The 13,579-nt window shown below is 74.3% G+C and carries 10 protein-coding genes; 4 read left to right on the top strand and 6 right to left on the bottom strand.

The features are described from left to right. The first annotated feature begins 79 nt into the window (after positions 1–79). Positions 80–412: a hypothetical protein gene (locus AC3D3D_RS04375; RefSeq protein ID WP_463660754.1), complete on the top strand. Its 333-nt coding sequence runs from the start codon at positions 80–82 to the stop codon at positions 410–412. Between the two features lie 33 nt (positions 413–445). Here AC3D3D_RS04375 and uidA read toward each other — a convergent pair whose 3' ends face one another. Beyond that, positions 446–2,278, bottom strand: a complete 1,833-nt coding sequence (uidA, locus tag AC3D3D_RS04370; protein ID WP_463660755.1) for a beta-glucuronidase — start codon at positions 2,276–2,278, stop codon at positions 446–448. 172 nt (positions 2,279–2,450) lie between these two features. Between uidA and AC3D3D_RS04365 the strand changes: the two genes are divergently transcribed. Then, on the top strand, positions 2,451–4,727 hold the full coding sequence (locus tag AC3D3D_RS04365; protein WP_463660756.1) for an alpha-glucosidase: 2,277 nt from the start codon (positions 2,451–2,453) through the stop codon (positions 4,725–4,727). A 46-nt stretch (positions 4,728–4,773) separates the two neighbouring features. On the opposite strand, the gene AC3D3D_RS04360 is transcribed toward AC3D3D_RS04365, so the two are convergent. Continuing rightward, positions 4,774–5,511, bottom strand: coding sequence for a YggS family pyridoxal phosphate-dependent enzyme (locus tag AC3D3D_RS04360; RefSeq protein WP_463660757.1), 738 nt, complete (start codon positions 5,509–5,511; stop codon positions 4,774–4,776). Positions 5,512–5,671: 160 nt separating this feature from the next. On the opposite strand from AC3D3D_RS04360, the gene galT reads away from it, so the two are divergent. Next, positions 5,672–6,820 carry a galactose-1-phosphate uridylyltransferase gene (galT, locus tag AC3D3D_RS04355; protein WP_463660758.1) on the top strand — a complete coding sequence of 383 codons (1,149 nt, stop codon included), beginning with the start codon at positions 5,672–5,674 and terminating at the stop codon, positions 6,818–6,820. After that, complete coding sequence (locus AC3D3D_RS04350) at positions 6,813–7,970, top strand: galactokinase (protein ID WP_463660759.1); 1,158 nt, start codon at positions 6,813–6,815, stop codon at positions 7,968–7,970. The genes galT and AC3D3D_RS04350 overlap by 8 nt, the downstream gene beginning before the upstream one ends. Before the next feature lie 22 nt (positions 7,971–7,992). Here AC3D3D_RS04350 and AC3D3D_RS04345 read toward each other — a convergent pair whose 3' ends face one another. The 4 genes from AC3D3D_RS04345 to AC3D3D_RS04330 form a co-directional block, all read right to left on the bottom strand. Beyond that, positions 7,993–8,772 carry a VIT1/CCC1 transporter family protein gene (locus AC3D3D_RS04345; protein ID WP_463660760.1) on the bottom strand — a complete coding sequence of 260 codons (780 nt, stop codon included), beginning with the start codon at positions 8,770–8,772 and terminating at the stop codon, positions 7,993–7,995. A gap of 173 nt (positions 8,773–8,945) precedes the next feature. Then, complete coding sequence (locus AC3D3D_RS04340; RefSeq protein WP_463660761.1) at positions 8,946–9,536, bottom strand: hypothetical protein; 591 nt, start codon at positions 9,534–9,536, stop codon at positions 8,946–8,948. Between the two features lie 101 nt (positions 9,537–9,637). Next, positions 9,638–12,361 (bottom strand): DEAD/DEAH box helicase, encoded by a 2,724-nt coding sequence (locus AC3D3D_RS04335; RefSeq protein ID WP_463660762.1) that lies wholly within the window; start codon positions 12,359–12,361, stop codon positions 9,638–9,640. Further along, positions 12,358–13,557: an APC family permease gene (locus AC3D3D_RS04330; protein ID WP_488512619.1), complete on the bottom strand. Its 1,200-nt coding sequence runs from the start codon at positions 13,555–13,557 to the stop codon at positions 12,358–12,360. The genes AC3D3D_RS04335 and AC3D3D_RS04330 overlap by 4 nt, the downstream gene beginning before the upstream one ends. Positions 13,558–13,579 lie beyond the last annotated feature (22 nt).

Raw genomic sequence — 13,579 nt, 5'->3', positions numbered from 1 at the left:
TGTGGGCGGCGACGACCGTCGTCCACAGGCTGCCCCGGTCCCCTCGTGGTGGGCCCCGGCGCGGGCTAGTGTCGACGCCATGGCGGGGACAGAGATCGACAACAGGGTCCAGCGGCTCGAGAACGATGTCGAGTCCATCTACGAGATGCTCGAGACGATCTCGACGACGCAGGTCGACCACGGGAGGCGTCTCGACGGTATCGACAGGAGGCTGGGTGGGTTGGAGAAGCGGTTCGACGGACTGGAGACCCGGTTCGACGGACTGGAGACCCGTTTCGACGGGCTGGAGACCCGTTTCGACGGGCTGGAGACCCGTTTCGACGGGCTGGAGACCCGTTTCGACGGGCTGGACGCCAAGGTCGGGGGCATCGGGACCAAGGTCGACCAGGTGATCGATCTCCTGCAGCGCTGAGGGGCGCGCCCGGTCGGACGGCTTCGTACCGGGCTACACCCCGTCGTCGGGGCCCGTGCTCGGCCCGGCGCCGCGCTCGAACCAGCGACGCCGCAGCGCGTACGCGGCCGCCTTCGGCCGCCGGTCGCGCGTGAAGACGCCCTTCTTGTTCCCGCCGACGCGCATGACCCCCGACTTCGTCTCGAAGTCGGCGAAGTTCCACACGTGCTCACCGACGACGGCGTCGATCGAGTCGAACACCCGGTGGTTCATCTCCAGGTACTCGACCTGGTACTCCTCGGTCCACGGCTGCGCAGGCACGGTGTGCAGCCCCGCCATGGTGTCCGCCCCGTACTCGGTGACGATGATCGGCTTGCCGTCCCGCGCCCAGGCCTCGAGCTCCCCGCGCCAGGCGCGCTCGGCGGCGGCGAGGTCACCGGTCTCGACGTACCACCCGTAGTAGCGGTTGAGCATGAGGACGTCACCGAACTGGCTGACCCGGCAGCTGCCGTGCGGGGCGAGCATGACGTTGACGAAGCCCACCGGCCGGGTCGCGTCGAGCTCGCGCGTGAGCGCGAACAGGGGCCGGAAGTAGTCCTCGGCCGCCTGCGTGTCCGACTCCGGCTCGTTGGCGATCGACCACAGCACCACGCTGGGGTGGTTCTTGTCCCGGTGGACGAGCTCGCGGATGGCCTGGGCGTGCGTCTCGCGCGCGACGTCGTCGATCGTCTCGGGGGAGAAGGTCGTGTAGCCCTGGTCGCCGAAGATCCCGCCGCCGAGGCCCATGTTCTGCCCCACCGCCGCGACCTCGTCGATGACGAGCAGGCCCTCGCGGTCGGCGTGGTCGAGCACGTCCTGGGAGTAGGGGTAGTGGGACGTGCGGAAGGAGTTCGCGCCGATCCAGTGCAGCAGCTCGGTGTCGTGCACGAGGTGGGCGTCGGAGTGCCCCTTGCCGATGACGTCGTGGTCCTCGTGCATCCCGAAGCCGCGGAGGTGGACGGGCTCGTCGTTGACGAGGAGCGCGGTGCCGCGGACCTCGACGGTGCGTACCCCCACGCTCTGGTGGTAGCTGTCGAGGACCTCGTCGCCATCGAGGAGCCGCACCTCGAGGTCGTAGAGGTAGCCGTCGCCGGGCGCCCACGGGTGGACGCCGTCGACGGTGAGCGTCCCGGCGCCCCGTCCGTCCTCGAGCGGGTGGTCGCCCTCCGCCACCGCGGCCCCCTCGGCGTCGCGCAGGACGACGGCGGCCCGCACGGAGGGGTCGGCCTCGGCCGCGACGGACCAGTCGACGGTGCCGGTGGCGCCGTCCAGCCCGGTGACGACCGTGACGTCGGTGACGTGGTCGTGCGGCGTGGAGTACAGCCACACCGAGCGGTGCAGGCCGGCGTAGTTGAAGAAGTCGTGCCAGTAGCTCTGGCGGCGTCCCTCGGGGGTCTCGGTGACGACGCCGGGCGGGATCGACCGGAAGCTGAGGGTGTTGTCGACGGCGACGGTCAGCCGTACCTCCGCCCCGGCGTCGATCAGGTCGGTGACGTCGACCTCGAACGGCGTGTAGCCGCCCTCGTGGGAGACGACCTCGGTGTCGCCGACCCAGACGGTGGCGCGGTGCGTCGCCGACTCCAGGTGCAGCACCACCCGCTCACCCGTCCAGCCGCGCGGCACGCGCAAGGTCCGCTGGTACCAGACCTCGCCGACGTGCTCGCGCACCGCCCGCTCGGGCACGAGGTCGTTGTAGCTCGCGGGCACGGCCATCGGTCGGGGTGCGGGCAGCCGTCCTCGGAACCAGCCCTCGGTCCTGCCCCTGGCGTCCGGGTCGAGGGCGAAGTCCCAGATCCCGTCGAGGCGACGCGCGTCGCGGGTGGCTGTCTCCTGCGGGCGGATCGTCATGACGTCCTCTCCTCAAGGCGTGCGGGCGCCAGGGCGCGCGGACCGCGTCCCTCCATTGAGGCACAGCCGCGCCGGCCGGGCCACCTCCGGCGGGACGACGAGGGGCCGCAGGGCGACACTTACGATAGCCGGGAGCGCCCGACGGCGGGTGCCTGCCGACCGAGGGAGCCCCGTGCCGACGAGCCCACCGCGCAGGCGCGGCCGACGCCGGTGGATCCTCCTCGGCGCCGTGGCGCTCGTCCTCGTCCTCGCGGCCGCCGGGATCCTGTGGCGGCTGCCGCCGCCGGCCACGGATCTCGCCGACCCGCCGGAGGGAGATCTCGACGCCGGGACCGGCGGCACGTGGCAGGTCGGCGACTTCACGGTGACCCTCGACGACGGGCTCACCGTCACCCACCCCGACGCCGACCTTCCGGTCTGGGCGACCCCGCCGGGACAGGCCTTCCTCACCGCCGCCGACGGCGAAGCCACCTACCGCGACGACTACGGGCTGCTGCGCGTCGCGGACGAGTACGTGGCAACCTGGACCGACCAGAGCCTGACCGATGCCGCGCTCGACGGCGACGAGCTCCGGCTCGGCGGGCGGCTGACCGGCGACGAGGGCGAGATCGGGTGGGAGCTCACGCTCGTCCAGGGGGCCGAGGGCCGCCTCGACGTCGATGCTCGACTCGTCACCCAGGGCCCCGCGCCGAACCGGCTCTACCTCACCGCCGCGCTCGACGACGACGAGCGCGTCCACGGCCTCGGCGCGCAGAGCGGGGACTTCGACCTCGTCGGCCGGCGCGTGCCGCTCATCTCCCGCGAGCAGGGCGTCGGGCGCGGGAACCAGCCGCTGTCCTTCGCCGTCGACATGGCCGAGGCGGCCGCCGGCGGGCCGGACACCACCTACCTCGTCAGCGGCGTCGGGGTGACGAGCCACGCGCGCAGCCTCGCCTACCGGGGCGAGCAGATCGCGAGCGTCGATCTCACCGGCGAGGACCGGTTGGTGTGGGAGGTCTGGGACGCCAGCGCGGTCTTCTCCGCGGCGGCCGCGGCCACGCCGCAGGACGCGCTGGCGGTCCACGGCACCTGGGCGGGCGCCGCCGAGCCGCCGCCCGACTGGACCCAGCAGGGCGCGATCGTCGGGCTCCAGGGCGGCACCGAGGAGGTCCGGGCCGAGCTGGCCACCCTGCGCGAGGCGGGCGTGCCCGTCGCCGCGGTCTGGCTGCAGGACTGGTCGGGACGCCGCGTGACCTCCTTCGGCGACCGCCTCCAGTGGAACTGGGTCCTGGACGAGGAGCGCTACCCCGACTGGGAGGAGCTGGTGGCCGAGCTGGCCACCGAGGGCATCCGCGTGCTCACGTACACCAACGCCTTCCTCTCCGCCGACAGCGGCGCCGCCTCGGCCGAGGCCGGGGGCCGAGACCTGCACGCCGAGGCCGACGACCTGGGCCACCTCGTGCTCGACCCCGACGGCGAGGTCTACGAGCTCGACCAGCAGGGCTTCGACGCCGCCATGGTCGACCTGTCCGACCCGGCGGCACGCGAGTGGTTCGCCCAGGTCATCGCCGAGGAGGTCGCCGTGGTCGGGGCCTCGGGCTGGATGGCCGACTTCGCCGAGGGGCCACCGCCGGACGCGGTGCTCGACGGCAGCACCGGCGAGCAGTGGCGGGCCGCCTGGCCGGTGCTCTGGCAGGAGGTCAACGCCCGTGCGCTGGAGATCGCCGGTCTGACGAGCACCGGGCTCGTGTGGCACCGCAGCGGTCACTCCGCCTCCGCGGGCGCTTCTGACGCCCTCTGGCTCGGCGACCAGATGCAGGACTGGTCCGCGGAGGACGGCCTGGCCTCGGTCCCGGCGCTCCTGCACGCGACCGCCGCCAGCGGGATGGCCCAGGTCCACTCCGACGTCGGCGGGTACACCTCCCTGGCGCTGCCGGTCGTGCCCGACGTCGCCCGCGACGCCGAGCTGTTCGCCCGCTGGGCCGAGCTGTCCGTGCTCGGGCCGGTGCTGCGCACGCACGAGGGCAACCGACCGGCCGACGTCGTCCAGGCCGCCGACGACCCGGACGCGGCGGGGGCGCTCGCCGCTGCGGCGCGCCTGTTCGTCGCCCTGGCCCCCGAGCGGGAGCGCCTGACCGCCGAGGACCCGCTCGGCGCGGCCCAGCACCACCCGTGGTTCGTGCACGGCGACGAGGAGCTCGTCGGCGGTGCCGACCACGAGATTGCGCTCGGCCCGGACGTGCTGCTCGCGCCCGTCCTGGCGCCGGGGGAGGAGTCCGTCGACGTCGTCCTGCCGCCCGGGCGGTGGGTGCGCGCGTGGAGCGGCGAGGTGCACGGGGACGCCGGTGCGGTCAGCGAGCTCGAGGTCGACGCGCCGCTCGGCGAGCCGGCCCTGTTCGTCCGGGAGGGGAGTGAGGTGGCGGCTGAGATCGCGGCCTTCGTCGAGGCCGAGCGGGAGCGGGTCAACTGAGCGCGGGCCGGCCGTGGGACCGCGCCGACCGGCTGAGCGCGGGCAGTCAGCCCGCGCGCGGTCCGAACACGGCCGTCCCCACCCGCACGATCGTCGCCCCGGCGGCGACCGCGGGCTCGAGGTCGCCGGACATCCCCATGCTCAGCTCGAGCGCGCCGAGCCCGTGGACCTGCCGGCCGATCTCGTCCCGCAGCTCGGCGAGCTCGACGTAGGAGGCGCGCACGAGCCCGGCGTCGGGGCTGTTGGCCCCGATGGTCATCAGCCCGGTCAGTCGCAGGTGGGAGCGCTCGGCGACGTCGGCGGCCAGGTCGACCGCCTCGGCGGGTGCCACCCCGTGCTTCGTCGGCTCGCGCGAGGTGTTCACCTGGATCATGACGTCGAGCGGGCGCTGCTGGGCGCGCGGCCCGATGCCCTCGCCGGAGTCCAGGCGCCGGCCGACGGCGTCGTCGATCTTGCGCGCGCGGCGCGGGGACTCCACCGACTGCACGCAGGTGGTCCAGGGCAGGGCGGCGCCGATCTTGTTCGACTGCAGGTGACCGATGAGGTGCATCTCGTGGGGGAGGACGTCGGCGGCCGCCAGCGCGGGGCCCGAGGCGGCGAGCTCGTCGACGCGGTTGTGGCCGAGGATCGTGGCCCCGGCGTCGAGCGCGTCGAGCATGTCCTGCGCCGAGCGGGTCTTGACCGCGACGAGCACGCGGATCTCCCGGGGGTCCCGGCCGGCCTCGTGGGCGGCATGGGTGACCCGGTCACGCACGGTGCGCAGCCGGGTGCTGAGATCGGTCATCGCAGCACCTTAACCCTCGCCGCGCGCCACCCGGCCGGTGCTCCGCGGACGGGAGGGCCCGCCCGCGGGAGGTAGCGTGGCGCGCGGTGCGCGGTCCGACACGGAGGTCGGGCGAGGTCGTCCGCACCGATGACCGAGAGGCTGTGGAGGACATCGCCCCATGAGTGCCACGGAGACGCCCGCCACCACGCACGGGACGTCCACATGCACGCGGACGCGGCTCGCCGACGGCCGCGAGCTGCTCTACTTCGACGCCGCCGGCGCCCCCGAGCGGGTTCCCGGCCCGGACACGCGCACCCTCGACCCGCGGCCGGCCACGCCTCAGCTGCGCCGCGACCCGCTGACGGGGGACTGGGTGACCGTGGCCTCGGCGCGGCAGGGGCGCGCCCACCTGCCGCCGCCCGAGTTCGACCCGCTCGCCCCGCAGACGCCGACCAATCCCAGCGAGGTCCCCGACGACTACGAGGTGGCGGTGTTCGAGAACCGCTCGCCGTCCTTCGGCCCCGACCTCGGCGCGGCCGTGCCGAGCGACGGCGTCGAGCAGACCCGCTCGTCGTTCGGCCGCTGCGAGGTGGTGTGCTTCAGCCCCGACCGCACCGGCTCCTTCGCCACCCAGACCGAACGCCGGGCGCGCACGATCATCGACGCCTGGGCCCAGCGCACCGAGGAGCTCGGCGCGCTGGAGGGGGTCGAGCAGGTCTTCGTCTTCGAGAACCGCGGCGTCGAGATCGGCGTGACCCTGCATCACCCGCACGGCCAGATCTACGCCTACCCCTACGTCACCCCCCGCACCGAGCTCCTCCTTGAGCAGATCCGCTCGCACGGCGGTGACCTGCAGGGCGAGATCCTCGCCCGCGAGCTCGCCGGCCCCCGTCTCGTCGCCGAGACCGAGCACTGGGTGGCCTACGTGCCCTTCGCTGCCCGCTGGCCGATCGAGCTGCACGTCCAGCCCCGCCGCCACCTCCCCGACCTGGCGGCCACGGACGACGACGAGCGCGCCGACCTCGCCCGCCTCTCCTTGCGTCTGCTGCGCGCGGTCGACGCGCTCTACGACACCCCGACGCCGTACATCGCCGCCTGGCACCAGGCACCGGTGCGCCACGGCCGCGACGACGTGCGCCTGACCTGGCAGATCACCTCCCCGCGCCGGGCCGCCGAACGACTGAAGTACCTCGCCGGGTCCGAGGCCGCCATGGGTGCCTGGGTCGGCGACATCGTCCCCGAGGACGGTGCCGCGCGCCTGCGCGAGGCCCTCGCCCGGGTCGACGCGGCGGCTGGCGACGCGGGTGGGGGGCAGCCGGGTGTCTAGGACCTTCGAGACGGCCTTCGGGTACCCGCCCACCGGCACCTGGTCGGCCCCGGGGCGCGTCAACCTCGTCGGCGAGCACACCGACTACAACGGCGGCGCCAGCCTGCCGTTCGCCATCGACCGCAGGGCCCGGGTCGCCATGGCCCCGAGGCCTGACCGGGTGGTGCGCGCCGGCACCGGCTTCGCCCCGGACCGCGTCACGCACGAGGTCGGGGCGCTCGTCGACGGCTCGCGGCACCCGACGGGGTGGAGCGCCTACGCGCTGGGAGTCGTGTGGGCGCTCGGCGAGGTCGTCGACCTCGGGGACGTGCCCGGGTTCGACGCCTGGATCGGCTCCGAGGTCCCCGTCGGGGTCGGGGTCTCCTCCTCCGCCGCCATCGAGGCCGCCGTGTGCGTGGCGCTCGACGAGCTGTGGGGCCTCGGCCTCGACCGGCAGACCATGGTGCGGGTCTGCCAGCGCGCGGAGAACGTCGTGGCCGGAGCACCGACCGGCGCCCTCGACCAGTCCGCCGCGCTGCTCACCCGACCCGGTGCCGGCCTCCTCCTCGACTTCGGCCGGGGGACCACGCGTGAGGTCCCCCTCGATCTCGCCGAGGCGGGGCTCGCGGCCCTCGTCGTCGACTCGACGGTGCGCCACGACCACACCACCGGGGGCTACCGGGAACGCCGGGCCGAGTGCGAGCGGGCGGCGGCGGTCGCGGGGGTCGAGCACCTGGCGCAGGTCGCCCCCGAGGAGATCCCCGGTTGGGAGGGGCGCATGCCGGACGCCGAGCTCCGCAGGATGCGCCACGTCGTCACCGACACCGCCCGCTGCCACGAGGTCGCGCGGCTCCTCACCGCGGGGGAGCCGCGGGCGATCGGCCCGCTGCTGACGGAGGCGCACGTGTCCCTCCGGGACGACTTCGAGGTCTCGGTGCCCGCGATCGACGCCGCCGTCGACGCCGCCGTGGCCGCCGGCGCGCACGGCGCCCGGCTCACCGGGGGCGGCTTCGGCGGGGCGTCCATCGCGTTGGTCGACCTGGCCGAGGCCGACCGGATCACCGGCGAGATCGCCGAGGCGGTGGTGCGCGGCGGTCACCCGCGCCCCGACGTCTTCGCCGTCCTGCCGAGCGGCGGGGCGCGTCGGGACGACGTCGCCGGAGCCGGCTGACCCGCCCGCCCTCTCGCGTCCGTCAGCCGATCGCACCGCCGACGAGCGAGCCGATCCCGTACGTCACGAGCATCGCGACCAGCCCACCGACGATCGTGCGCGCGGTGGCCCGGCCCTGCGCGGCCTCCCCCAGACGGGAGGAGACGAGCCCGGTCAGTGCGAGCGCGACGACGACGGCGAGCATCGTCGCCGGCACCCGGAGCGACTCCGGCGTGAGCAGCATCGCCGCGAGCGGGACGAGGCCACCGAGCGTGAAGGCGAGCAGCGACGCGAGGGCGGCCTGCCACGGGCTGACGAGACGCTCCTCGTCCAGGCCGAGGCGGACGTTGAGGTGCGCGTCGAGGGCGTCGTGCTCGGTCATCGCGTCGGCCACCTGTCCGGAGACCTCCGCGGGGACACCGGTGTGCTCGAGCGAACCCACGAGGGCGAGCCGTTCACCCTCGGGGTCGGTGGCCAGGCCCGTGCGGACGCGGTCGATCATCGCCCGTTCGGTGTCCCGCTGCGTGGAGACCGAGACGTACTCGCCGGCGGCCATCGAGAGGGCCCCCGCCACGAGCGAGGCCACGCCCGCGACGGCGAGCGCGGTCACCGAGGAGCTGGCGCCCGCCACGCCCACCACGAGACCGGCCACCGAGACGATGCCGTCGTTGGCGCCGAGCACGCCCGCGCGGAGCTGGTTGAGTCGCGCGGTCGCCCCCACGCGCTCGTCGTGCGCGGCCGCGGCGGCGGCCGCGTGCGCTGACGGCCCGTCCGATTCCGGACGATCCTCGGCGGCCGGCGACGGGGTGATGGAGAGGGTCATGGCTGCGACGTTACGCCGTGCTTTACGCATTGTCATCGTTGGAAAGGCTTGCCTCACGTACCACCCCGGGGTGTCTGCGAGGGGCGGCCGGCCGCAGCCCAGGTGAGCCTCACCTCACGTCGGCACGGGGTGGGTGAGGCTCACCTCACCGTGCGTGCGGGCCATGCGGATCGTCAGTCGTCGAGCAGCCAGTGGTGGCGGATCCGCAGAGCGCGCTCGACGGCCGCGAGGACGCCGGCGATCGCGAGGATCGCGTTGACCGGGCCGGGTAGGGAGACCGGTGAGGTGAACTCGAACCAACCGGTCACCGAGGAGATGAGTTCGACCAGCTGCGGCACCTGCAGCAGGAGGGCGACGACGAGGATCGTCCAGGAGGCGGCGGCGAGCAGTCGGCTGAGATCGGGCCGCTCTCGCTCGAGGTCGGCCCGCCACCGCTCGCCGGTGCCCGGCCTCGGCTCGAGTGCCACCTCGTTCCCGACGGCGTCGACGAGGTGCGCGCGGCTGAGGCCGTACGTGCTCCAGCGGACCTCGATCCGGTGGGCGGGCGAGATCTCGAAGGTCGAGGTCCCGGTCTGGACCCGGTCGAGCAGGCCGTCACGGTAGAGGTGGACCTTCTCCTCGATGTCGAAGAAGTCGCACTCGACGTCCCAGGTCACTCCGTCGACCGTGGTCCCCAGCTGGGTGCGCCACACCCACTGCCAGCCCGTCACGGGCCGGATCTCGCTGCGGTCGCCCGCCTTCTCACCTCGTGGTCCGTCTCGCACGGGAGCAGTTAACCGCACGGGGCGCCGCGCCGCCGTCCGCCGTTCGTCGCGACCGGGACTGGTCCCTTCGGATGACCCAGCCGGACCACCCTGGGTGCGGGCTACGCGGCGGCCACCCGGAGCACCGTGAGGATCACGCGGCCCACCTCATCCGATGCGGCGAGGTCGACGACCGCAGTGAGCGCCCAGTCGAGCTCCTCGTTCTCGTCGACGATCCGCTGGGTGACCAGCCACCAGCGCCGCTCCTCGGGCGGGGGGACGGACTCGACGTCGACGCCGGCGAGGGTGAGGTCGGCGTCGTCGGGGTCGGTCGTCACGTCGACGACCTGCCGGCTCATCGCGTCCGGACCGGTCGAGATCCACTCGTGGGCCTCGTAGTAGTCGTCGAGCACGCGGGTCCAGTCCTCGGCCGTCACGGGCACCCCGGCCACCGGCGACACGCCGTCACCCGCACCCCAGCTCCACCCCGACCCGGCGGTGAGCCGCTCGAGGCTCTCGGGGGCGTCGTTCGCGAGCTGCCGCACGTACGCCGTCGTCGCCTTGACCACCGCGGTGCGGAACGCGTGCGTGTTGCGCGTCAGCGCCACGTTCCCCTCGGCGTCGGCCCCGAGCCGCGGCTCCTCCAGGCCCCCGACGGCGTGCGCCGCGGCGGTGGCGTCCCCGGGGTCGACGGTGCCGTCGGCCAGCGCCGACCACTCGTCGAGCAGCGAGGAGTCGACCGCGCGCACCACCGCCCCGAGCCAGTCGACGATCTCGGTGACCTGCTCGGTGCGGTGCGCGTCGGGAACGACCTGCCGCAGCGCCCGGTAGGCGTCGGTCAGGTAGCGCAGGACCACGCCCTCGGAGCGGCCCAGCTCGTAACGGGAGACCAGCTCGGAGAAGGTCATCGCGCTCTCGACCATCTCGCGCACCACGGACTTGGGGGCGAGCTCGAGGTCGGCGACCCACGGGTTGGTGCGCCGGTAGGTGGCGAAGGCGGCCCCGAGCAGCTCGGCGAGCGGCTGCGGCCAGGTGATCTCCTCCAGGGCCTCCATCCGCTGGTCGTAGTCCAGCCCCTCGGCCTTCATCGCCGCGATGGCCTCGCCGCGTGCGGCCCGCTCCTGCGCGTAGAGCACGGGGCGGGGGTTCTCCAGGGTGGCCTCGACGACGGAGACGACGTCCAGGGCGTGCAGCTCGTCGTCGACGTCGAGCAGGTCGATGGCCGCCAGGGCGAAGGGGGCCAGCGGCGCGGTGAGCGCGAAGTTCTTCGGCAGGTCCAGGGTGAGGCGGACGTAGGGCTCGCCGGGGTGCGCACGCCGCCACGCGGCGTCGGCGTGCTCGACGACGCCGGCCTGGCGCAGCGACCGGTAGATCTCGATGGCCCGGCGCAGGTGCATGTTGCGCGGCGTGTCGGGCTCGTGGTTGTCGGTGAGCAGGCGGTGGGCCGCGGCCACCGGGTCCCCGGGCCGGGCCAGCAGCGCGAGGATCATCGTGTGGCTGACGTGGAGCTGGCTGGTGAGGCGCTCGGGGGTGGCCTCGACGAGCCGCTCGTGGGTCTTCTCGGTCCAGTTGACCGTCCCGGCCTCGGGCTTCTTGCGCACGATGCGCTTCTTCTTCGCCTCGTCGTCACCGGCGCGGGCGAGCAGGCGGGCGTTCTCGATCTCGTGGTCGGGCGCCTGGGTGATGACCTCGCCGGAGGTGTCGAAGCCGGCCCGCCCGGCGCGCCCGGCGATCTGGTGGAACTCCCGGGCGCTGAGGTGGCGCATCCGTTCGCCGTCGAACTTCGTCAGCGCGGTGAGCACGACGGTGCGGATGGGCACGTTGATCCCCACCCCGAGGGTGTCGGTGCCGCAGATGACCGGCAGCAGGCCGCGCTGGGCGAGGCGCTCGACGAGGCGCCGGTAGCGCGGCAGCATCCCCGCGTGGTGCACGCCGATGCCCTTGCGCAGCAGGCCGGACAGGGTGGCGCCGAAGCCGGGCCCGAACCGGAAGTCGCCGAGCGCCTCGGCGATCGCGTCGCGCTGGGCGCGGGTGGCCACCGCCACCGAGGTCAGCGCCTGGGCGCGGGTGACGGCGTCCTTCTGGGAGAAGTGCACGACGTAGGCCGGCGCGCGGTGCGTGGCCGTGAGCTCGACGAGCAGGTCCTGGAGCTGCTGGACCGACCAGGTGAACGTGAGCGGGACCGGGCGCACGGCGTCGTCGACCACCTCGACCTCGCGGCCCGTGCGGCGGGTGAGGTCCTCCTGCAGCCAACCGACGTCGCCGAGCGTGGCCGACATGAGCAGGAAGCGCGCGTGGCGCAGCTCGAGCAGCGGGATCTGCCAGGCGCCGCCGCGCTGGGGATCGGCGTAGTAGTGGAACTCGTCCATCACCACCGTCGCGGCCGCGGTGGGGCCGTCGGCGCCCTCGCGCAGCGCCGTGTTGGCGAGGATCTCGGCCGTGCAGCAGATGATCGGGGCGTCGGCGTTGATCGAGGAGTCGCCGGTGACCATGCCGACGTTGGCCGCGCCGAACAGCTCGACCAGCTCGAAGAACTTCTCCGAGACGAGCGCCTTGATCGGCGCCGTGTAGACCCCCGGGCGGCCCTGCGCCAGCGCGTGCGTGAGGGCCCCGACGGCGACGAGCGACTTGCCCGAGCCGGTGGGCGTGGCCAGGACGACGTGCGCGTCCGAGGCGAGCGCGACCAGCGCCTCCTCCTGGTGCGGGTAGGGCTCCCGGCCGGTGGACGAGACCCACTCGAGGAAGCCCTCGAGGATGGCGTCACCGTCGGGCGTGCCGTCCACGGAGTCCTCGAGGCGGTCGAGCAGGACGTTGAGCGGCGGTGCCGGGGTGGGGGAGGTGGTCACCGGCCCAGGGTGTCACGCCGGCCGACGACGACCGCCCGACCGAGCAGGCCGACGGCGAGCACCGCGAGACCGGCCACGAGCGAGACCCACGGCAGCGTGGCCACGAGGGCGAGGCAGCCGACGAGCCCCACCACCTGGAGCGCCCGCGGGTAGCGACGGTCCGCACCGCGCTGCGTGAACGCGGACGCGTTGGCGATCGCGTAGTAGATGAGCACGCCCGTCGAGGAGAAGCCGATCATCTCGCGCAGGTCGACGAGCAGCACCGCGACGGCGACGACCGCGCCGACGACCAGCTCCACCCGGTGCGGCACCCGATGGACCGGGTGGACGGCGTCGAGCACGGCCGGCAGGTCGCGGTTGCGGGCCATCGCGAACGCGGTGCGGGAGACGCCCGCGAGCCCCGCGAGCAGCGCCCCGAGGCAGGCCGCGACCGCCGCCACGCGCACCGCCCCGTCCGCCCACCACCCGAGCCCGGCATGCTCGACGGCGTCGGCCAGCGGTGCCCCGGAGCCGGCGAGCCCGTCGGCGCCGAGGGCCGCCAGCAGCGTGAGCGCGACGACGGCGTAGAGCACGACGACGACCGTCAGCGCCGTGACGATGGCCCGAGGGATCGTCCGGCGCGGGTCGACGACCTCCTCGCCGAGGGTGGCGACCCGCGCGTAGCCGGCGAGCGCGAAGAACAGCAGACCCGCGGACTGCAGGACGCCGTACGCGCCGCCCGGGGCGTCCCACGAGCCGAGTGCGCGTGCCGGGTCGGCGTCGCCGCCCAGCCAGATCGCCGCGACGACGACCGCCAGGAGCGTGAGGACGAGACCGGCGATGAACGCCGAGGCGCGTGCGGTGCGGGTGACGCCGCGCAGGTTGACTGCGACGAGCGTGACGACGGCGAGCGCCGCCGTGGGCCGCGACCACTCGGGCGGCACCGCGTAGGCGGCGAAGGTGGTGGCCATCGCCGCGGCGGAGGCCGTCTTGCCGATGACGAAGCCCCAGCCGGCGGTGAATCCCCACCATGGGCCGAGGCGCTCGCGGCCGTAGACGTACGTCCCGCCGGAGGTCGGGTAGGCGGCGGCGAGCTGGGCGGTCGACGTCGCGTTGCACAGTGCCACCACGACGGCGAGGGCGAGCCCGACGAGCAGCAGGTCTCCCGCCGCGGCCGCCGCGGGGGCAAAGGCCGCGAAGAGGCCGGCCCCGACCATGGAACCCAGGCCGATGGCGACG

The sequence above is a fragment of the Georgenia sp. X1117 genome (genome assembly GCF_057784635.1).
This window is presented reverse-complemented; position numbering and strand designations above follow the sequence as displayed.

What these genes read in the sequence shown, in the direction of transcription:
- AC3D3D_RS04375 (WP_463660754.1), top strand. Translation starts at nt 80, where the DNA reads ATGGCGGGGACAGAGATCGACAACAGGGTCCAGCGGCTCGAGAACGAT.
- uidA (WP_463660755.1), bottom strand. Translation starts at nt 2,278, where the DNA reads ATGACGATCCGCCCGCAGGAGACAGCCACCCGCGACGCGCGTCGCCTC.
- AC3D3D_RS04360 (WP_463660757.1), bottom strand. Translation starts at nt 5,511, where the DNA reads ATGACCGATCTCAGCACCCGGCTGCGCACCGTGCGTGACCGGGTCACC.
- galT (WP_463660758.1), top strand. Translation starts at nt 5,672, where the DNA reads ATGAGTGCCACGGAGACGCCCGCCACCACGCACGGGACGTCCACATGC.
- AC3D3D_RS04345 (WP_463660760.1), bottom strand. Translation starts at nt 8,772, where the DNA reads ATGACCCTCTCCATCACCCCGTCGCCGGCCGCCGAGGATCGTCCGGAA.
- AC3D3D_RS04330 (WP_488512619.1), bottom strand. Translation starts at nt 13,557, where the DNA reads ATGGTCGGGGCCGGCCTCTTCGCGGCCTTTGCCCCCGCGGCGGCCGCG.